A 19875-nucleotide genomic window follows, 5' to 3' on the forward strand; every position below is an offset into this window, starting at 1 on the left:
GCCTCGGGCTCCCGCAGTGTCCTAGCGATTCGGCGCCCACCGGCGTGCTGCCGGTGGACGTCGGGGGCTCAGCGCTGCTTGAGCCTGCCCAGCAGGGCCTGCAGCGGGTGGGGCAGGGCCGCGTTCGAGAAGCGCTTTACCTGGCTGCGGCAGGAGTAGCCGGTGGCCAGAAGCCGGCCGGCGTTGGCTTCGCTCTCCACCTGGGGCTGCCAGGACTGGGCATAGATGGTCCGGGAGGTCTCGAGGTTTCGGGCCTCGTGACCGTAGGTGCCGGACATGCCGCAGCAGCCGGTACTGAGCAGCTCGAGCTCCAGGCCGAAGGCGGCGAACAGCTGCTGCCAGGCTTTGGGGCTGCCCGGGGCGTTAGTCTTCTCAGTGCAGTGGGAGAGCAGCCGGAAGCCGGGATCGCGGCCCGCATCGGAGGCGGCGACGCGCGCCAGGCTCGGTGTCTGGGTCACCAGCCACTCCTGGAGCATCAGCACCTCGGGCACCGCGTCCGGCCCCAGCGCCTTCACGTACTCCTGGCGGTAGGTGAGGGTCATCGCCGGGTCGATGCCGACCAGCGGCACGCCGAACTCGGCCAGCGTGCGCAGGCGCCGGGCCTGCTTCTCGGCGGTGCGCGCGAAGGCGCCCTGGAAGCCCTGAACGTCCAGCGGCTTGCCGTTGGGCGAGAAGGGCGCCACGAAGACCCGCACGTCGAGCCGCGAGAGCAGCTCGACGATGTCCATGACCAGCCGCGCCTCGAAGTGGCTGGTGAAGGCGTCCTGCACGAGCACCACGCTCCTGGCCTTCTGGGACTCGGTGAGCAGGCCGAGCGAGGTCGGCGTGGCCTCTGCCACGCCCCAGGCGGCGAGCTGCTTCTTGAGGCTCGCCCGGGAGAGTCGGGGGCTGTCGACCAGGCCGACGGGGCCCGCCAGCAGACGGTCGACCAGGCGGTTGCCCATGGCGGCGTTATAGAGCGGGGCAATCTTGGACAGGGCGGGGAGAAGGAACTCCATGCCGCCGACCACATAGTCTCGCGCCGGGCGCAGGTAGCGGCCGTGGTAGGCCTCGAGGAAGCGCGAGCGGGAATCCGGCACGTTGACCTTCACCGGGCACTGGCCGGCGCAGGACTTGCAGGCGAGACACCCGGCCATGGCGTCGTAGACCTCGTGGGAAAAGTCCGCCTTGCGGTCGCGGCGCCAGGTGTTGAGGGCGCGGCGGGGGAAGCGCTTGACGAAGCCCCAGGCCCCCTCGGCGCGCTGGCGGCGCGACTCCTCGATCAGGTCGACGCCGGCCTCGCCCTGCAAGCGCAGCCACTCGCGGATCAGGCTGGCACGCCCCTTGGGCGAGTGGACCCGATCGCGGGTCGCCTTCCAGGAGGGGCACATGGCGTCGTGGGGATCGTAGTTGTAGCAGGCGCCGTTGCCATTGCAGTAGACGGTGGCGGCGTGGGCCTGCCAGACCCGCTCGTCGATGGTGCGATCGAGCTGGCCGCGGGTGGGCACGCCGTCGATGGCCAGCAGGCCGGGGTCGACGAACTTCACCGCCTGCTCCTTGGCGTCGTCACTCGACGTTGCGCGCGTCCCATTCTCTGCCGAGGAGGCCCTGCCCGCGGCGTCGGGCGGGATGGAGAGAGACGCGTCGTCGGGCGGGATGGTCTTTCCTGCGGTCTCGGGCGGGGTTCCCACGTCTTCGGGTGGGGTGGATAAGGAAAGCGGCGTGGCGATCTTGCCGGGATTGAGCTGGTTATGGGGATCGAAGGCCGCCTTGACCCGCTGCAGGCTGGGGTAGAGCTCGCCGAAGAAGCCGGGGGAGTACTCGGAGCGCACGCCCTTGCCGTGCTCGCCCCACAGCAGGCCGCCGTACTTCTGCGTCAGCGCGGCCACCTCGTCGGAGACCTCGCGGATCAGCCGCTCCTGCTCGGGGTCCTTCATGTCGATCGCCGGGCGCACGTGGAGCACCCCGGCATCCACGTGGCCGAACATGCCGTAGGCGAGCCCCCGGGCGTCGAGGGCGGCGCGGAACTCCGCGATGAAGTCCGCCAGGTGCTCCGGCGGCACCGCGGTGTCCTCGACGAAGGGGATCGGGCGCTTCTCGCCCTTGGCATTGCCCAGAAGGCCCACGGCGCGCTTGCGCATGGCGTAGACCCGCTGGATCTGCGCCCGACCCTCGGCCAGGGTGAAGCCGAGGCGCTCGACGCCCGCGTCCGTTTCCAGGTGACGGCAGAAGGCCTCGACCCGCCGGGCCAGCCGCTCGGGGTCGTCGTCGTTGAACTCGACCAGGTTGATGCCGCGCACCGGCGTGTCGCCGGAGGGAAAGAACTCGGCGACGCTGTCCCAGACGAAGTCCTCCATGGCGAGCAGCAGCACGGTGTCGTCCACCGTCTCGATGGAGGTGGGCTGCACCTGCGGCTGATCTTGTGAAGAGCCGAGCGCCTGCGGCTGGTCTTGTGAAGAGCCCATCAGCGCCCGAGCGTCGCGCAGCGCGTCCATGAAGCCCGCATAGCGCACGTTGACCAGGGTCGAGTGCTTGGGAATCGGCAGCACGTTCAGAACCGCCTCGTCGAGCAGGCCGAGCGAGCCCTCCGAGCCGCACAGCAGGCTGTTGAGGTCGAGTCGGCCCTGGTCGTCTCGCAGGTGCGCCAGGTCGTAGCCGGTCAGGCAGCGGTTGAGCGGCGGGAAGACGGCTTCGATCAGCCCGCGCTGGGTGTCGATGATCTCACGGGCGGTGCGGTGGGCCATGCCGATGACGTCTTCGCGCTCACAGAGCGGCGCGAGCTCGTCGTCGGCCAGCGGACGGCTGATCAGGCGCTCGCCGCCCAGCAGCACGGTCTCGAGCTCGATCACGTGGTCGCGGGTCTTGCCGTACTCGCAGCTGCCCTGGCCGCTGGCGTCGGTGGAGATCATGCCGCCGATGGTGGCGCGGTTGGAGGTGGAGAGATCCGGCGCGAAGAAGAGTCCGTGGGGCTTCAGGGCAGCGTTGAGTTGGTCCTTGACCACCCCGGCCTGGACGCGCACCCGGTGATGCTCGACGTCGATGTCGAGGATGGCGTTCATGTGCCGCGAGACGTCCACCACCAGGCCGTCGGTGAGCGACTGGCCGTTGGTGCCGGTGCCGCCGCCGCGCGGCGTGAGCACCACCTCGCGATGCGCCTCGCGCCCGGCCAGGCGGGCGATGCGCTCAAGGTCCTCGCTGTGCTTCGGGCTCAACACGGCCTGGGGAAGGCGCTGATAGATGGAGTTGTCGGTGGCGAGCACCGTGCGGGCGGCATAGTCCGGGGTGATCTCGCCCTCGAAGCCGTCGGCTTTCAGCGCCTCGAGAAAGCGCAGGTAGCGGGCATCGAGGCCCGGCAGGGTGCTGGCGTCAGCGGTGTCCAAGCGTGCGATCATGGCGTCGTGTTCAATGGTGGCGCCGCCTGGGCAGGGCCAGGCGGGGGGAAGGGGTGGTCCTACTCTACCGCGAGAGGGCGGTGGCGCGCATCCCGCAGGCCCCGTCGCGTGGCGCCCCCGCCCCCTTTTGCCTACAATGGTCGGCCTGATTTTCACCGCCCGACCTTCCTTCACCGACTGCAACGGACTGGATGCCATGCTCGATCCCAAACTGCTGCGCAGCGACCCCGACGCGGTCGCCCAACGATTGGCCACGCGGGGCTACGACCTCGATACCCAGCGTCTCGAAGCGCTGGAGTCCCGGCGCCGCGAGCTGCAGGCCGAGACCGAGTCTCTGCAGAACGAGCGCAACACCCGCTCCAAGTCGATTGGCAAGGCCAAGTCCCAGGGCGAGGACATCCAGCCCCTGCTGGCCGAGGTGAGCGATCTCGGCGAGCGGCTCGATGCCGCCAAGGCCCGCCTCGCCGAGGTGCAGGCCGAATGGGACGCCCTGGTCAGCGAGATTCCCAACCTGCCCCACGAGAGCGTGCCGCAGGGCCAGAGCGAGGAGGAGAACGTCGAGCTGCACCGCTGGGGCACGCCGCGGGCCTTCGACTTCGAGGTCCGCGACCACGTTGACCTGGGAGCGCTCAAGGGCGACCTGGACTTCGAGCTGGCGGCCAAGCTCACCGGCTCGCGCTTCGCCGTGATGCGCGGGCCCATCGCGCGGCTGCATCGGGCACTCACCCAGTTCATGCTCGACACCCAGACCCTCGAGCACGGCTACGAGGAGTGCTACGTCCCCTTCATGGTCAACGAGGCCTCGCTCTACGGCACCGGCCAGCTGCCCAAGTTCGGCGAGGATCTCTTCCGCCTGGACGACGAGCGAGGCTTCCACCTGATCCCCACCGCCGAGGTGCCACTGACCAACTTCGCCCGCGACGAGATCCTCGAGCACAAGTCGCTGCCGGTGCGCCTCACCGCCCACACGCCGTGCTTTCGCAGCGAGGCAGGCTCCCACGGCCGCGATACCCGCGGCATGATCCGCCAGCACCAGTTCGACAAGGTCGAGATGGTGCAGATGGTCGAGCCGGAGCAGAGCTACGCGGCCCTGGAAGAGATGCGCGGCCACGCCGAGGCGATTCTCCAGGCGCTCGGCCTGGCCTATCGGGTGGTCACCTTGTGCACCGGCGACATGGGCTTCGGCGCCGCCAAGACCTACGACCTGGAGGTCTGGATGCCGAGCCAGCAGACCTACCGCGAGATCTCCTCGATTTCCAACTGCGAGGAGTTCCAGGCGCGGCGCATGCAGGCACGTTTCCGCCACCCGGAGCAGAAGAAGCCGCAGCTGCTGCATACCCTCAACGGCTCCGGCCTGGCAGTGGGGCGCTGCCTGATCGCGGTGATGGAGAACCATCAGAACGCCGACGGCTCGATCACCGTGCCCGAGGCGCTGCGTCCCTACATGGGCGGCGTCGAGACGATCAACGCCTGACTTCCTCGCGCGCGTTCGTATACGCAAGAGAAACGCGACGATCGATAAAAACCCCACCCGGGCAGTGCTCCGGGTGGGGTTTCTCGTTTAGGGGGGAGGGAGCGCCTATCCCGGCTGCCGCTCAGGGCTCGCCATCGATTGCCCAGCTGACGTTGACCCCGGCCTCGATGGTGATGGTGCCCGGGCGATACTCCGTGCGCGGGGCGCCCTCCGGGCGAGCATCGCTCATCGCCATCATCCGCGGCTGGAATACCGGCGAGCGGGTCTCGCTGGCGACGATCACCTCGCCTAGGCCGATGCCCAGCGTCTCGGCCATCAGCTCGGCCTTGTGGCGCGCCTTCTCCAGCGCCTTAACCAGCGCCTCGTCGGTGGCGGCCTCGCGGTCGGACAGATCGTAGCGCACGCCGTCCAGGGCGTTGACGCCGGCCTCGGTCAGGGCGTCGAGCAGCCCCGGCAGCTGCGCGAGATCCTCGACCTCGATGCTCAGGGGGCGCTGCAGGCGAGTGCGCACCAGCGGCTCCGGCTTGTCGTCGCCGTGCTGCACGTCCGGCAGGCGCTGGGGCTGGACCTGCAGCGAGCCGGCGGTGATCGACTCGCTGGCAAGCCCCTGAGCCTCCAGGCGCTGGATCAGCGCGGCGGCGCGCTCTTCCAGGCGCCGGCGCGCCTCGCGCAGGGCGTCGGCATCGGCTTCTACGTCAGCCGTTTGCGCCACGGCCGGGGTATGCTCCCAGAGGCGGGCCTCAAGGGTGGCGCGATCGGGCACCACCGCGAGCTCGGCCTCGGCCTGAACGTCCAGGCGGTGGGGCGTCTCCTCCGCCAGGGCCGCGGCGGTCAGCGGTGGGGCGAGCGAGAGCAGGGCGGCCAGGGCCGGAAGGCAGAGCGCGCGGGCGGGGCGTGGGAAGGACATGACGTTCTCCTTGTCGTCGGGGATACCGGGCTTCGAGGCCGCGGCCCGAGGATGGTTCCGCGCCTTGCAATTGCATCGTGCCCCGTCATCATGAGCAGACCATCGACGACCGCGAGATCGGGCATGCCCCCACCCCCCCAGAACGAGCAGCAGAGTATTCCCCTCAACCTGACCCTGGCGCTGGCGGCCCTGGTGGTGATCGTGGCCGGCATGCGGGCGGGGTCCAGCCTGCTGGTCCCGCTGCTGCTGTCGCTGTTCATCGCCGTGGTCTGCACGGCCCCGGTACAGTGGCTCAATCGCCTCGGCCTGAGCCTGCGCCTCTCGGTATGGCTGACGCTGGTGGTGATCGGCGGCTTCCTCTCGCTGCTCGGCGTGCTGCTGGTCAACAGCTTCGGGACCTTCGTCGAGGCCCTGCCGGGGATCGAGCAGAAGCTCTACCAGTACTACCTGGGGCTGCTCGACGGCCTGGCCGGGCTGGGCCTGGCCATCGACACCGACCGCCTGGCGGAGCTGCTCGATGCCGAAAAGTTCGGCAGCTGGATCCCGGCGCTGCTCGGCGAGGTGGGCAACCTGATGATGCAGACCATCGTCGTGGCGCTGCTGGTGATCTTCCTGCTCTTCGAGACCCTCAACTTCCGCGACAAGATCTCCAGGGCCCTGGTCAACCCGGCACCCAGCCTGCGGCGCTTCAGCGAGTTCAGTCACACCCTCAAGCGCTACCTGGCCGTGAAGACGCTGATCAGCCTGGCGACCGGCGCGCTGATCTGGCTGGCCTGCAAGTTCCTGGGGGTCGAGTTCCCCCTGCTGTGGGCGGTGCTGGCCTTCGCCCTGAACTACATTCCCAACATCGGCTCGGCGATCGCCGCGGTGCCGCCGGTGCTGCTTCTGCTGGTCTCCCCGCAGGGCGGGCTGGTCGATGCCATGCTGCTCTCGGCGGCCTACCTGGGGGTGAACTTCGTGATGGGCAACATCATCGAGCCGCGGGTGATGGGACGCGCCCTGGGGCTCTCCACCTCGGTGGCCTTCCTGTCGCTGGTGGTCTGGGGATGGATCTTCGGTGCGGTGGGCATGCTGCTCTCGGTGGTGCTGACCATGACCCTGAAGATCGCCCTGGACAGTCACCCGCAGACGCGCTGGATCGCACACCTGCTGGGGCCGGCGGTCGGCTCGCCGCTCGATCAGGCCGATCGGCCAATCTCCGAGCGCGACGACGAGTAGCCTCTCGAGGCGTCGTCCTAAACGACTTCGCCCCGGCCGTGGCCGGGGCGATGAGCACGAGGGGGGAACTCGCGATCAGGCGTTCTGGTCGATGAACTGGCTCAGCTGTGACTTGGACTGGGCGCCGACCAGAGATGCGACCTTGGTGCCGGACTTGAACAGCATCACGGTGGGCACGCCGCGCACGCCCTGTTCGGCGGCGATCTCCGGAGCGTCGTCCACGTTGATGCTGACGACCTTGAGGTTACCTTCGCGCTCTTCGGCAACCTCGTCGACCACCGGCGCCATCACTTTGCAGGGACCACACCAGGGGGCCCAGAACTTCAGCAGGACCGGCGCGTCGGCCTTGAGGACTTCCTGCTCGAAGTTGGCATTGGTGACATCGACGTTGTTGGCCATGTGATTCTCCAGTTTCGTTGCGCTGCATCGAGCGGGTAAGGGGGCATGCGGGACATGCCCGGTCGGACGATGTTAGCGATCGTCCGGGGTGCTGGCAAATCCACGCCGCTCGGTCGGGTAATGGCTGGCGGTTGCATTGGGCCCGTTATGTTATGCTATAAAGTGATTGTAAGTTATTTTTTTATGTCCTTGAGGTATTTTGAAGGCGCCCTGGCGGCCCGGCCTTCAAGGCCTGCCACGCCCGAAATACTCAGACAGCACCCATAGTTAGCACGCATAGACAGCACGCATAGAGAGGGCGGCCATGAAGCTTCAGCAGCTGCGTTACATCTGGGAGGTGTCACGCCATAACCTCAACGTCTCGGCCACCGCACAGAGCCTCTTCACCTCCCAGCCCGGTATCTCCAAGCAGATCCGCCTGCTCGAGGACGAGCTCGGCGTCGAGATCTTCGCTCGCAGCGGCAAGCACCTGACCCGCGTTACCCCGGCGGGGCAGGCGATCATCGAGCTGGCCGGCCAGGTGCTGAGGCTGGCCGAGAACATCAAGGACGTCGCCCAGGAGCACAGCGACGAGCGCCGCGGCAGCCTCTCCATCGCCACCACTCACACCCAGGCGCGCTATGCGCTGCCGCCGGTGATCCGCGACTTCACCCAGAAATACCCCGACGTGGCGCTGCACATGCAGCAGGGCACCCCCAAGCAGATCGCCCAGATGGTCAGCGATGGCCAGGCCGACTTCGCCATCGCTACCGAGTCCCTGGATCTGTTCAACGACCTGGTGCTGCTGCCCTGCTACCGCTGGAATCGCTGCGTGCTGGTGCCCAAGGACCATCCGCTGGCCGAGGTCGAGACTCTGACCCTGGAAGCTCTGGCCGACTATCCGCTGGTCACCTACGTGTTCGGCTTCACCGGACGCTCCCAGCTCGACGATGCCTTCCGGGCGCGCGGCCTGTCGCCCAACGTGGTGCTCACCGCCGCCGACGCCGACGTGATCAAGACCTACGTGCGCCTCGGCATGGGGGTGGGCATCGTCGCCCACATGGCGGTGGATGCCGAGCACGACACCGACCTGGTGGCGCTGGAGGCGGATCACCTCTTCGAGAGCTCCACCACCAAGATCGGCATTCGTCGCGGCACCTTCATGCGCGGCTATATGTACGACTTCCTGGAGGGCTTCGCCGGGCACCTCGACCGGGACCTGGTGGACGCGGCGCTGGCCGCCGGGCCTCGCCACGAGCGGGAACTGTTCGAGGACATCGAGCTGCCGATCCGCTGAGCCTCGCCGACTTCGCCGCAGCCTCGAGCTGCATGCGCGTCATGCCGGAGGGGGAGCACAACGAAAGGGCGCCCCGCGGGGCGCCCTTGTCCAACATAGGCAGGCGAGCGGCTCAGGCGCTCGACGAGGCCGGCGGTGCCAGGTTCACGGCGTGCAGCCCGCACTCCTTGCCGCCCTGATCCTCCCACCACCAGCGACCCTCGCGCTCGTGCTGGCCCGGCAGGGTGGGGCGCGTGCAGGGCTCGCAGCCGATGCTCACATAGCCGCGCTCATGCAGGGCGTTGTAGGGCACGTCGAACATGCGGATGTAGGTCCAGACGTCGTCGCTGGTCCAGCGGGCGAGCGGGTTGATCTTGATGAGCGGCGCCTGCTCGCTGCCGAAGGCGCTGTCGCGCTCGGCGATCTGCAGGCTGGAGCGGGTGCCGGGGCTCTGGTCGCGGCGCTGGCCGGAGACCCACACCGGCAGGCCAGCCAGCCGGCGGCGCAGGGGCGCCACCTTGCGGATGCCACAGCATTCCTGATGGCCGTCGCGATAGAAGCTGAAGAGCCCCTTCTCATGCACCAGGGCCTGCACGTCCTCGGTATCGGGCACGCGCACGTCGATGGCGATGGCGTAGTGATCGCGCACCCGCTCGATGAAGGCGTAGGTCTCGGCATGCAGGCGGCCGGTGTCCAGCGAGAAGACCTTCACGTCCTCCTTCGGAGCGACCTTCAGGGCCAGGTCGATCAGCACCACGTCCTCGGCGCCGGAGAAGGAGATCGTCAACTCGCCGAAGGCCCGGTAGGCGGCGCGCAGGATCTCCTTGGGCGTCTCCTGATCGTGCTCGAGGACGAAGCGGTTGGGGTCGAAGGCGGTCATGGCGGTCTCTGCTAGCGATATTGCCGCTACCCTAGCAGAGCCGTGGCGCCCCTCCCCAATACCGAATCATTGGGTATCTATGCCCCGATTGACTAAATGGAGTTCTTTTTATTCCATTAGTCTTCAGATGTCGGCGTCGCCAGGGCGCGCATCAGGTGGCGGATCTTGTCCAGGGTCTCGGCATACTCGGCGTCGCCCTCGGAGTCGGCCACCAGGCCGCCGCCGCCCCACAGGTGCAGCCGGCCCGCCTCGGCCACCACGCTTCTGATGGCGATGGAGGTGTCCATCCGCCCGCGCACGTCGACGTAGCCCAGGCTGCCGCAGTAGGCGCTGCGCCGGCTGGGCTCCAGCTCGTCGATGATCTGCATGGCGCGCACCTTGGGGGCGCCGGTGATGGAGCCCCCGGGGAAGGCCGCCGCCAGCAGGTCCATGGGCCGCCGGTCGGCCGCCAGCTCGCCGGTGATCACGCTGACCAGGTGGTGGACGTTGGCGTAGCTCTCCAGGCCGCAGAGGGTCGGCACCCGCACGCTGCCGGGCCGGCAGACGCGCCCCAGATCGTTGCGCAGCAGGTCGGTGATCATCACGTTCTCGGCGCGATCCTTGAGGCTCGCCTCGAGCTCGGCGGCCAGCCGCCGGTCCTCGGCGGGGGTGGCGCCGCGCGGCCGGGTGCCCTTGATCGGGCGGGTCTCGACGCGCCCGTCGCGGCACTCGAGGAAGCGCTCCGGCGAGAGCGAGAGGATCGCCTGCTCCCCCTCGGGGCCGGGCCAGGCCTGGTAGCCGGCGTAGGGCGTGGGGGTGGCCTCGCGCAGGCGCCGATAGGCGGCCCACAGGTCGCCGGCGTAGGGGGCGCTGAAGCGCTGGGCCAGGTTGATCTGGTAGCAGTCGCCGGCGCGGATGTAGGCCTGCACGGCGTGAAAGCGCGCCAGGTACGCCTCGCGGCTGAGTTCGGCTTCGAAGGGCGCGGTGAGGCGGAAGGCCTTCGCCGGGGGCGTGGCGGCCGCCAGCCACGCGAGCACCTGCTCGCGCCGAGCGGCGCTGCCCACCAGCCAGCTCTCCCGGCGATCGTGATCCTGGATCAGCGCCCAGTCATAGAGGCCGACCCGGCTGGCCGGCAGCGAGACGGCCGGGCGCGCCTGCCCCGCCACCGGCTCGAGGCGCTGCCCCAGGTCATAGCTCCAGTAGCCGATCAGCCCGCCGAGAAAGGGCAGCTCGCTCTCGGGCGCCTCGCCGGGCAGCCGGTCGAGCAGCGCCTGCTGGGCGGCGAAGGGGGAGAGGTTCGAGAGCGCCGGGTCGCCGTGGACGCGTCCGGCGCCGTCGACCTCGAGCAGCGCCAGCGGGTCGCAGCTGAGGATGTCGTAGCGCCCCCCGGGCGCCGTCGGCCGGCCGCTGTCGAGCAGCACGGCGCCGGGCCTGTCGCGCAGCACCGCGAAATAGCCGAGCGGGTCCTCGTGGTAGGGCAGCGGAGTGATCTCGAGCGGTGGTCTCATCAGGCGTCTTCCCCAAACAGGGGGTCCATTCTAGGCATCGCGAGGCGACTTGTCCCTTCCGGTGATCGGCGCATTGTCGACAGGCCCGCCGTCATCGGCCATGTTGTCTACAACCAAAGGTGAAGGCTTTCTGCCGAGCGGCCGGTTGACCGGGAGTAAGGCAGTGGCTAAAGTTCCTCCATCATTTAATTGTCGACAATTGCCATGACCTCAGTCGCACCGGAACAGGCCGCCACCCCCGAAGTCCGCACCCTGGCGGAGCGGGTCTTCAACCAGCTGCAGGACGCTATCGTCCGGGGCGAGCTGGCGCCTGGCAGCAAGATCACCGAGCCGGGCCTCTCGCGTGCCTACGGCATCTCGCGCGGGCCGCTGCGCGAGGCGATGCGCCGCCTGGAGTCGCACCGGCTGATCCAGCGGGTGCCCCACGTGGGGGCCCGGGTCGTCCAGCTCTCCATGAAGGAGCTGCTCGAGCTGTTCGACCTGCGCGAGGCCCTGGAGAGCATGGCCGCGCGGCTGGCCGCCGAGCACATGACCCCCGAGGAGATCGCCGGGCTGCGCGAGGTGCTCTCCGTGCACGAGCGCCAGGCCGACTTGCGCCGCGGCGAGGCCTACTACCAGCGCGAGGGCGATCTGGACTTTCACTACCAGATCGTCCTGGGCAGCCACAACAGGATGCTGATGGGCCTGCTCTGCGACGACCTCTATTACCTGGTGCGACTCTATCGTACCCAGTTCAGTGCCAGCGGCACGCGCCCGCAGCGTGCCTTCGTTGAACACCACCGCATCGTCGACGCCATCGAGGCGGGCGACGCCGAACTGGCGGAGCTGCTGATGCGCCGCCACGTCAGCGCCTCGCGAGCCAACGTCGTCGAGCGCTATGCGGCCACCCTCGAACCGCAGGATGGCGAGACCTCCTCCTGAGGCGCTCGACCCACTAACCGGAGACCCTCCATGACTCAAACGACGCCCGGCGCTCGCTTCCGCGCCGCCCTCGAGGCCAACCGTCCGCTGCCCATCGTCGGCACCATCAATGCCTATACCGCCATGATGGCCCAGCGGGTCGGTCACCAGGCGATCTATCTCTCCGGTGGCGGGGTGGCCAACGCCTCCTACGGCCTGCCGGACCTCGGCATGACCACCATGAACGACGTGGTCGAGGATGCCCACCGTATCTGCGGCGCCACCGACCTGCCGCTGCTGGTGGACATCGACACCGGTTGGGGCGGCGCCTTCAACATCGCCCGCACCGTCAAGGAGATGCAGCGTGCCGGCGTCGCCGCCGTGCACCTCGAGGACCAGGTGGCGCAGAAGCGCTGTGGCCACCGTCCCAACAAGGCGATCGTCTCCCAGCAGGAGATGGTTGACCGCGTGAAGGCCGCCGCGGATGCGCGCCTCGATCCGGACTTCTACCTGATCGCCCGCACCGATGCCTTCCAGAAGGACGGCCTGGACGCGGCCATCGAGCGGGCCAATGCCTGCATCGAGGCCGGCGCCGATGCCATCTTCGCTGAGGCGGTGCACACCCTGGACGACTACCGGGCCTTCTGCGAGCGCGTCGATGCGCCGATCCTTGCCAACATCACCGAGTTCGGCGCCACGCCGCTGTTCTCCCAGCAGGAGCTCGGCGAGGTGGGCTGTCGCATGGTGCTCTACCCGCTGTCGGCCTTCCGCGCCATGAACGCCGCGGCCCTCAAGGTCTACCAGAGCATCCACGACACCGGCCACCAGCGCGACGTGGTAGAGCTGATGCAGACCCGCGACGAGCTCTACGACTTCCTTAACTATCACGACTTCGAGCGCAAGCTCGACGCCCTGTTTGAAGAGAACAAGTCCGCGGAGTAGGGCAGCGACGCCTGACACGCCAGAATATCGACAATAATCGACTCACCAGGAGACACGACATGGCAGATAAACCCATCGGCGGCGCCGGCCTGCGCGGCCAGAGCGCCGGCACCACGGCCCTGTGCACCGTCGGCCAGACCGGTTCCGGCCTGACCTATCGCGGTTTCGACATCAAGGAGCTGGCCGAGAAGGCGAAGTTCGAGGAAGTGGCCTACCTGCTGCTCAAGGGCAAGCTGCCCAACCAGGCCGAGCTCGATGCTTACATCACCAAGCTCAAGGGCCTGCGCGGCCTGCCCCAGGCGCTTAAGACCGTGCTCGAGCAGATCCCGGCCGACGCCCATCCCATGGACGTGATGCGCACCGGCGCCTCGATGCTCGGCAACCTCGAGACCGAGCAGAGCTTCGAGGAGCAGCAGGACGCCTCCGATCGCCTGCTCGCGGCGCTGCCGTCGATCATCTGCTACTGGTACCGTTTCTCCCACGACGGCGTGCGCATCGAGACCGAGACCGACGACGCCTCGGTGGGCGGGCACTTCCTGCACTTGCTGCGCGATGAGCCGGCCTCCGAGCTGCACGCCCGGGTGATGAACGTCTCGCTGATCCTCTACGCCGAGCACGAGTTCAACGCCTCGACCTTCACCGCCCGCGTCTGCGCCTCTACGCTCTCCGACATGCACTCCTGCGTGACCGGTGCCATCGGCTCGCTGCGCGGCCCGCTGCACGGCGGCGCCAACGAGGCGGCCATGGCGATGATCGAGGACTGGCAGTCGCCGGAAGAGGCCGAGCGCGAGATCATGGGCATGCTCTCTCGCAAGGACAAGATCATGGGCTTCGGCCATGCCATCTACCGCGAGTCCGATCCGCGCAACGCCATCATCAAGCACTGGTCCCAGAAGCTCGCCGAGGACGTGGGCGACAGCGTGCTCTATCCGGTCTCCGAGCGCGTCGAGGCGGTCATGTGGCGCGAGAAGAAGCTGTTCTGCAACGCCGACTTCTTCCACGCCAGCGCCTACTATTTCATGGACATCCCGACCAAGCTGTTCACGCCGATCTTCGTCTGCTCGCGCGTCACCGGCTGGTGTGCACATGTCTTCGAGCAGCGCGCCAACAACCGCATCATCCGCCCGAGCGCCGACTACGTCGGCCCCGAGAAGAGCGAATGGGTGCCCATCGAGGAGCGCGACTGAACCAGCCCCGGGGGCGACCGCCGGACGGTCGCCCCGCCTTCCTTCTTCACTCGACGACTTCCCGACGGACGCTATGAATACCGACTACCGCAAGCCCCTACCCGGTACCGAGCTGGACTATTTCGACACCCGTGCGGCCGTCGACGACATCCAGCCCGGTGCCTACGATACCCTTCCCTACACCTCGCGGGTGCTGGCCGAGCAGCTGGTGCGCCGCTGCGACCCGGCGATGCTCACCGATGCGCTCACCCAGCTGATCGAGCGTCGTCGCGACCTGGACTTCCCCTGGTACCCGGCCCGCGTGGTCTGCCACGACATCCTCGGTCAGACGGCGCTCGTCGACCTCGCCGGCCTGCGCGACGCCATCGCCGAGAAGGGCGGCGACCCGGCCAAGGTCAACCCGGTGGTGCCGACCCAGCTGATCGTCGATCACTCCCTGGCCGTCGAGCACGCCGGCTTCGAGCAGGACGCCTTCGATAAGAACCGCGCCATCGAGGATCGCCGCAACGAGGATCGCTTCCACTTCATCGAGTGGACCAAGACGGCCTTCGAGAACGTCGACGTGATCCCTGCCGGCAACGGCATCATGCACCAGATCAACCTCGAGAAGATGTCGCCGGTGGTGCAGGCCCGTCCCGACGAGAACGGCAAGCGCGTGGCCTTCCCGGACACCTGCGTGGGCACCGACAGCCATACCCCGCACATCGACTGCCTGGGCGTGATCGCCCTCGGCGTGGGCGGCCTCGAAGCCGAGACCGTGATGCTGGGCCGCCCTTCCATGATGCGCCTGCCGGACATCGTCGGCGTGGAGCTGACCGGCAAGCGTCAGCCCGGCATCACCGCCACCGATATCGTCCTGGCCATCACCGAGTTCCTGCGCCAGGAACGGGTGGTCGGCGCCTACCTGGAGTTCTTCGGCGAGGGCGCCAAGAGCCTGACCATCGGTGATCGCGCCACCATTTCCAACATGACGCCGGAGTACGGGGCCTCCGCGGCGATGTTCTACATCGACGACCAGACCCTGGACTATCTGAAGATCACCGGTCGCGAGCCGGAGCAGGTCGAGCTGGTCGAGACCTACGCCAAGCAGACCGGCCTGTGGGCCGACAGCCTGACCGAGGCTCAGTACGAGCGGGTGCTGACCTTCGATCTCTCCAGCGTGGAGCGCAACCTGGCCGGCCCCTCCAACCCGCACCGTCGCCTGCCCACCAGCGCCCTTGCCGAGCGCGGCATCGCCGTGAGCTCTTACATGGACAGCGACGAGGCCCAGGCGGAGGAGAAGGCGGGCAAGATGCCCGACGGCGCGGTGATCATCGCCGCCATCACCAGCTGCACCAACACCTCCAATCCGCGCAACGTCGTGGCCGCCGGCCTGCTGGCCAAGAAGGCCAACGAGCTGGGCCTCATTCGCAAGCCCTGGGTTAAGTCCTCCTTCGCGCCGGGATCGAAAGTTGCGCGCCTCTACCTGGAGGAAGCCGGCCTGCTGCCGGAGCTCGAGAAGCTCGGCTTCGGCATCGTCGCCTACGCCTGCACCACCTGTAACGGCATGTCCGGCGCCCTGGATCCCGAGATCCAGCAGGAGATCATCGACCGCGATCTCTACTCCACCGCGGTGCTCTCCGGTAACCGCAATTTCGACGGTCGTATCCACCCCTACGCCAAGCAGGCCTTCCTGGCCTCGCCGCCACTGGTGGTGGCCTACGCCATCGCCGGGTCCGTGCGCTTCGACATCGAGCAGGACGTGCTGGGCACCGACCCGAACGGCACCCCGATCACCTTGAAGGACCTCTGGCCTTCCGACGAGGAGATCGACGCCATCGTCGCCGAGTTCGTCAAGCCGGAGCAGTTCAAGCAGGTCTACATCCCGATGTTCGACCTGGACGCCGCCGAGAAGGCCGAAAGCCCGCTCTACGACTGGCGCCCGCAGAGCACCTACATCCGCCGCCCGCCCTACTGGGAAGGCAACATGGCGGCCGTGCGGGCGCTCAAGGGAATGCGGCCGCTGGCGATCCTGCCGGACAACATCACCACCGACCACCTGTCGCCGTCTAACGCCATCATGATGGACAGCGCGGCCGGCGAGTACCTGCACAAGATGGGCCTGCCGGAGGAGGACTTCAATTCCTACGCCACCCACCGCGGCGACCACCTCACCGCGCTGCGGGCGACCCTGGCCAACCCCAAGCTCTACAACGAGATGGTGCGGGACGAGGCCGGCGAGGTGAAGCAGGGGTCGCTGGCGCGCATCGAGCCTGAAGGCCAGGTGACGCGCATGTGGGAGGCCATCGAGGCCTACATGGAGCGCAAGCAGCCGCTGATCGTCATCGCCGGGGCCGATTACGGCCAGGGCTCGTCGCGTGACTGGGCCGCCAAGGGCGTGGCGCTGGCGGGTGTGGAGGCGATAGTCGCCGAGGGCTTCGAGCGCATCCACCGCACCAACCTGATCGGCATGGGCGTGATGCCGCTGCAGTTCGAGGAGGGCACCACCCGCCATACGCTGCAACTCGACGGCACCGAGACCTACGACGTCGAGGGCGCGCCGGCGCCACGCGCCACCCTCGAGCTGGTGATCCACCGCCAGACCGGTGAGGTCGATCGCGTGCCGGTGATCTGCCGCCTGGATACCGCCGAGGAGGTGACCGTCTACTCCGCCGGCGGCGTGCTGCAGCGCTTCGCTCAGGACTTCCTGGAGTCCGAGGTCGAAGCGGTCGGCTGAACCGGGCGATGACCGTCACTCCCTGACCCTCCCATCGACCCGGCGCCGCCACGGCCCGGGTCGATCTTTCTCGAGAAGGACGCGAATTTTATGGCACACCATCCACAGATCCGGGTGCCCGCCACCTACATGCGCGGCGGTACCAGCAAGGGCGTCTTCTTCTGCCTCGACGACCTGCCCGAGGCCGCCCGGGTCCCCGGCGAAGCCCGCGACCGGCTGCTGATGCGGGTGATCGGCAGCCCCGACCCCTACCAGAAGCAGATCGACGGCATGGGCGGGGCGACCTCCAGCACCAGCAAGACCGTCATCCTCTCGAAGAGCGAGAGCCCCGACCACGACGTCGACTACCTCTTCGGCCAGGTCTCCATCGACAAGGCCTTCGTCGACTGGAGCGGCAACTGCGGCAACCTCTCCGCCGCGGTGGGGCCCTTCGCCATCAGCAACGGCCTGGTGGACCCCGAGCGCATTCCCGAGAACGGTGAAGTCGAGGTGCGCATCTGGCAGGCCAACATCGGCAAGACCATCGTCTCGCGGGTGTCGATCACCGACGGGCAGGTGCAGGAGACCGGCGACTTCGAACTCGACGGCGTGACCTTCCCGGCCGCCGAGGTGCCGGTGGCCTTCAAGGATCCCGCGGACGGCGAGGGCGCGATCTTCCCCACCGGCCGGCTGGTCGATGATCTGGAGGTGCCGGCCGAGGTGGTGGAGGGGGGCAGCCTCAAGGCGACCATGATCAATGCCGGCATTCCCACCGTGTTCGTCAACGCCGACGACCTCGGCTACTCCGGCAGCGAGCTGCAGGAGGCGATCAACGGCGATCCCCGGGCGCTCGAACGCTTCGAGACCATCCGCGCCCACGCCGCCCTGCGCATGGGGCTGATCAAGGAGCTCGGCGAGGCCGCCAACCGCCAGCACACGCCCAAGGTGGCCTTCGTGGCGCCGCCGGCGAGCTACACGGCCTCCAGCGGCAAGGTGGTTGAGGCCGACGCGATCGACCTGCGGGTGCGGGCGCTCTCCATGGGCAAGCTGCACCACGCCATGATGGGCACCGCCGCGGTCGCCATCGCCTCGGCGGCGGCCATCGAGGGCACCCTGGTCAACCTGGCGGCCGGCGGCGGCAAGCGCAACGCCGTCACCTTCGGCCACCCCTCCGGCACCCTGCGGGTCGGTGCGGAGGCGAGTCAGGTCGACGGCCGCTGGGTGATCGACGAGGCGGTGATGAGTCGCAGCGCCCGAGTGCTGATGGAAGGCTGGGTGCGGGTGCCCGGCGACAGCCTCTGAGTCGCCATCGCCCGATGCATACGCGCCCCGTGTCCGTGACTCGGGGCGTTTTCTATAGTGAAGAGTGGTACATAGAGATACCGATCGATTCGCGACATCAGGAGGCACCCGATGAGCACCGTGGAAACCAACGTGCGCCCGGAGTACGACGTCGAGCTGCAGAAGATCGCCGACTACGTCCTCGAGTTCACGATCGACAGCGACGAGGCGCTTCAGACGGCGCGCCACTGCCTGATGGACACCCTGGGCTGCGGCTTGCTGGCGCTGCGCTTTCCCGAGTGCACCAAGCACCTGGGACCGATCGTCGAGGGCACCTTGGTGCCTCACGGGGCGCGCGTGCCCGGCACCTCCTTCCGCCTCGATCCGGTCAAGGCGGCCTGGGACATCGGCGCCATCATTCGCTGGCTGGACTACAACGACACCTGGCTGGCCGCCGAGTGGGGCCATCCCTCCGATAACCTGGGGGGCATCCTGGCCGTGGCCGATCATCTCTCCCAGCAGCGGGTCGCCGATGGGCGCGAGCCGCTGACCATGCGCCAGGTGCTCGAGGCGATGATCATGGCCCACGAGATCCAGGGCGTGCTGGCGCTGGACAACTCCTTCAACCGGGTCGGGCTCGATCACGTGGTGCTGGTCAAGGTGGCTTCCACCGCCGTGGTGGCGAAGCTGATGGGCGCCGACCGCGAGCGGCTGCTCGCGGCGCTCTCCCATGCCTTCGTCGACGGCCAGAGCCTGCGCACCTACCGGCACGCGCCGAACGCGGGCTCGCGCAAGAGCTGGGCCGCCGGGGACGCCACCTCCCGCGCCGTGCGCCTGGCCGACATCGCCATGCGCGGCGAGATGGGCATCCCGGGTGTGCTGACCGCGCCGCAGTGGGGCTTCTACGATGTGCTCTTCAGCCACACCAATCGCGACCTGGCCACCAAGCCGGAGGAGGAGCGCCGGTTCACCTTCCAGCGCGAGCTCGGCAGCCACGTGATGGAGAACATCCTGTTCAAGATCTCCTTCCCGGCCGAGTTCCATGCCCAGACTGCCTGCGAGGCGGCGGTGACCCTGCACCCCCAGGTGAAGGACCGGCTGGACGAGATCGAGCGCATCGTGCTGACCACCCACGACTCGGCGATCCGCATCATCTCCAAGTCGGGGTCCCTGGCGAATCCCGCCGACCGGGATCACTGCCTCCAGTACATGACCGCCGTGCCGTTGATCTTCGGCAGCCTGACCGCGGAGCACTATGAGGATGTCTTCCACGCGGCCCATCCGCGGATCGACGAGCTACGCGGCAAGATGGAAGTGGTTGAGGATCAAGACTACTCCCGGGACTACTACGACCCGCAGAAGCGCGCCATCGCCAACGCCGTCCAGGTCTTCTTCAACGACGGCAGTGCCACGGAGAAGGTCGCGGTGGACTATCCCATCGGCCACCGTCGTCGGCGGGCGGAGGGCATTCCGCTGCTGGAAGAGAAGTTCGCGCACAACCTGGCCACGCGCTTCCCGGCGGGTCGCTGTGCGCAGATCGTCGAGCTCTGCGGTGATCAGGCGCGCCTGGAGCAGACCGCGGTGCATCGCTTCGTCGATCTCTTCGTGATCTGAGATGGCTCTACCTCATGCGCTAACCGGGGGCGAGGTATGGCGAGTCGAGATGCGTCGCCGCCGGGCGTTTCGAGAAGGTCATGAAGAAACCTGCCGTGGTCCATGGCGCAGCCGTCAGGAGTGGGCTATATTTTTTCTTTACCGAGGCCTTGCGCGGCTCCGGGGAAATCCGTAAAGTACGCATCCGCTGCCGGCAACGGGCAAACGTTGCAGGCGGTGATGGTGGCAGAAGTGCTTGTTTCCACTTGGGTTTTTCGAAGACGCT

Annotated in this window: 14 protein-coding genes; 9 read left to right on the top strand and 5 right to left on the bottom strand. The window is 68.0% G+C overall.

The genetic code is table 11. From position 1 onward, the window contains the following. Positions 1-68: 68 nt before the first annotated feature. Complete coding sequence (locus ABE957_RS14660; protein ID WP_349759397.1) at positions 69-3371, bottom strand: FAD-binding and (Fe-S)-binding domain-containing protein; 3303 nt, start codon at positions 3369-3371, stop codon at positions 69-71. A 196-nt stretch (positions 3372-3567) separates the two neighbouring features. Between ABE957_RS14660 and serS the strand changes: the two genes are divergently transcribed. Beyond that, positions 3568-4845 (top strand): serine--tRNA ligase, encoded by a 1278-nt coding sequence (serS, locus tag ABE957_RS14665; RefSeq protein ID WP_349759398.1) that lies wholly within the window; start codon positions 3568-3570, stop codon positions 4843-4845. A gap of 121 nt (positions 4846-4966) precedes the next feature. On the opposite strand, the gene ABE957_RS14670 is transcribed toward serS, so the two are convergent. After that, positions 4967-5752 carry an SIMPL domain-containing protein gene (locus tag ABE957_RS14670; protein WP_349759399.1) on the bottom strand — a complete coding sequence of 262 codons (786 nt, stop codon included), beginning with the start codon at positions 5750-5752 and terminating at the stop codon, positions 4967-4969. Between the two features lie 123 nt (positions 5753-5875). On the opposite strand from ABE957_RS14670, the gene ABE957_RS14675 reads away from it, so the two are divergent. After that, positions 5876-6970: an AI-2E family transporter gene (locus ABE957_RS14675; RefSeq protein WP_349759400.1), complete on the top strand. Its 1095-nt coding sequence runs from the start codon at positions 5876-5878 to the stop codon at positions 6968-6970. 75 nt (positions 6971-7045) lie between these two features. Here the strand turns inward: ABE957_RS14675 and trxA are convergent, their stop codons facing one another. Further along, a complete protein-coding gene (gene trxA / locus ABE957_RS14680) occupies positions 7046-7369 on the bottom strand; it encodes a thioredoxin (RefSeq protein ID WP_349759401.1) in 324 nt (107 codons plus the stop codon). 304 nt (positions 7370-7673) lie between these two features. Between trxA and cysB the strand changes: the two genes are divergently transcribed. Further along, positions 7674-8645 (top strand): HTH-type transcriptional regulator CysB, encoded by a 972-nt coding sequence (cysB, locus tag ABE957_RS14685; protein ID WP_349759402.1) that lies wholly within the window; start codon positions 7674-7676, stop codon positions 8643-8645. Between the two features lie 112 nt (positions 8646-8757). Here cysB and ABE957_RS14690 read toward each other — a convergent pair whose 3' ends face one another. Together ABE957_RS14690 and pabB are read right to left on the bottom strand one after the other, a co-directional pair. Next, on the bottom strand, positions 8758-9504 hold the full coding sequence (locus ABE957_RS14690; protein ID WP_349759403.1) for a phosphoadenylyl-sulfate reductase: 747 nt from the start codon (positions 9502-9504) through the stop codon (positions 8758-8760). Positions 9505-9620: 116 nt separating this feature from the next. Then, positions 9621-10991: an aminodeoxychorismate synthase component I gene (pabB, locus tag ABE957_RS14695; protein WP_349759404.1), complete on the bottom strand. Its 1371-nt coding sequence runs from the start codon at positions 10989-10991 to the stop codon at positions 9621-9623. 204 nt (positions 10992-11195) lie between these two features. On the opposite strand from pabB, the gene ABE957_RS14700 reads away from it, so the two are divergent. From ABE957_RS14700 to prpD, 6 genes are all read left to right on the top strand, one after another. After that, a complete protein-coding gene (locus ABE957_RS14700; RefSeq protein WP_349759406.1) occupies positions 11196-11912 on the top strand; it encodes a GntR family transcriptional regulator in 717 nt (238 codons plus the stop codon). 30 nt (positions 11913-11942) lie between these two features. Then, positions 11943-12833: a methylisocitrate lyase gene (prpB, locus tag ABE957_RS14705; RefSeq protein ID WP_349759407.1), complete on the top strand. Its 891-nt coding sequence runs from the start codon at positions 11943-11945 to the stop codon at positions 12831-12833. A 59-nt stretch (positions 12834-12892) separates the two neighbouring features. Beyond that, a complete protein-coding gene (gene prpC / locus ABE957_RS14710) occupies positions 12893-14020 on the top strand; it encodes a bifunctional 2-methylcitrate synthase/citrate synthase (RefSeq protein ID WP_349759408.1) in 1128 nt (375 codons plus the stop codon). Positions 14021-14093: 73 nt separating this feature from the next. Continuing rightward, on the top strand, positions 14094-16736 hold the full coding sequence (gene acnD / locus ABE957_RS14715; RefSeq protein ID WP_349759409.1) for a Fe/S-dependent 2-methylisocitrate dehydratase AcnD: 2643 nt from the start codon (positions 14094-14096) through the stop codon (positions 16734-16736). 90 nt (positions 16737-16826) lie between these two features. Further along, positions 16827-18017 carry a 2-methylaconitate cis-trans isomerase PrpF gene (prpF, locus tag ABE957_RS14720; RefSeq protein ID WP_349759410.1) on the top strand — a complete coding sequence of 397 codons (1191 nt, stop codon included), beginning with the start codon at positions 16827-16829 and terminating at the stop codon, positions 18015-18017. A 111-nt stretch (positions 18018-18128) separates the two neighbouring features. Next, complete coding sequence (prpD, locus tag ABE957_RS14725; protein WP_349759411.1) at positions 18129-19610, top strand: 2-methylcitrate dehydratase; 1482 nt, start codon at positions 18129-18131, stop codon at positions 19608-19610. Positions 19611-19875 lie beyond the last annotated feature (265 nt).

This window comes from Halomonas pelophila, from assembly GCF_040196315.1.
GTDB lineage: Bacteria > Pseudomonadota > Gammaproteobacteria > Pseudomonadales > Halomonadaceae > Halomonas > Halomonas pelophila.

What these genes read in the sequence shown, in the direction of transcription:
- ABE957_RS14660 (WP_349759397.1), bottom strand. Translation starts at nt 3,371, where the DNA reads ATGATCGCACGCTTGGACACCGCTGACGCCAGCACCCTGCCGGGCCTC.
- serS (WP_349759398.1), top strand. Translation starts at nt 3,568, where the DNA reads ATGCTCGATCCCAAACTGCTGCGCAGCGACCCCGACGCGGTCGCCCAA.
- ABE957_RS14670 (WP_349759399.1), bottom strand. Translation starts at nt 5,752, where the DNA reads ATGTCCTTCCCACGCCCCGCCCGCGCGCTCTGCCTTCCGGCCCTGGCC.
- ABE957_RS14675 (WP_349759400.1), top strand. Translation starts at nt 5,876, where the DNA reads ATGCCCCCACCCCCCCAGAACGAGCAGCAGAGTATTCCCCTCAACCTG.
- trxA (WP_349759401.1), bottom strand. Translation starts at nt 7,369, where the DNA reads ATGGCCAACAACGTCGATGTCACCAATGCCAACTTCGAGCAGGAAGTC.
- cysB (WP_349759402.1), top strand. Translation starts at nt 7,674, where the DNA reads ATGAAGCTTCAGCAGCTGCGTTACATCTGGGAGGTGTCACGCCATAAC.
- ABE957_RS14690 (WP_349759403.1), bottom strand. Translation starts at nt 9,504, where the DNA reads ATGACCGCCTTCGACCCCAACCGCTTCGTCCTCGAGCACGATCAGGAG.
- pabB (WP_349759404.1), bottom strand. Translation starts at nt 10,991, where the DNA reads ATGAGACCACCGCTCGAGATCACTCCGCTGCCCTACCACGAGGACCCG.
- ABE957_RS14700 (WP_349759406.1), top strand. Translation starts at nt 11,196, where the DNA reads ATGACCTCAGTCGCACCGGAACAGGCCGCCACCCCCGAAGTCCGCACC.
- prpB (WP_349759407.1), top strand. Translation starts at nt 11,943, where the DNA reads ATGACTCAAACGACGCCCGGCGCTCGCTTCCGCGCCGCCCTCGAGGCC.
- prpC (WP_349759408.1), top strand. Translation starts at nt 12,893, where the DNA reads ATGGCAGATAAACCCATCGGCGGCGCCGGCCTGCGCGGCCAGAGCGCC.
- acnD (WP_349759409.1), top strand. Translation starts at nt 14,094, where the DNA reads ATGAATACCGACTACCGCAAGCCCCTACCCGGTACCGAGCTGGACTAT.
- prpF (WP_349759410.1), top strand. Translation starts at nt 16,827, where the DNA reads ATGGCACACCATCCACAGATCCGGGTGCCCGCCACCTACATGCGCGGC.
- prpD (WP_349759411.1), top strand. Translation starts at nt 18,129, where the DNA reads ATGAGCACCGTGGAAACCAACGTGCGCCCGGAGTACGACGTCGAGCTG.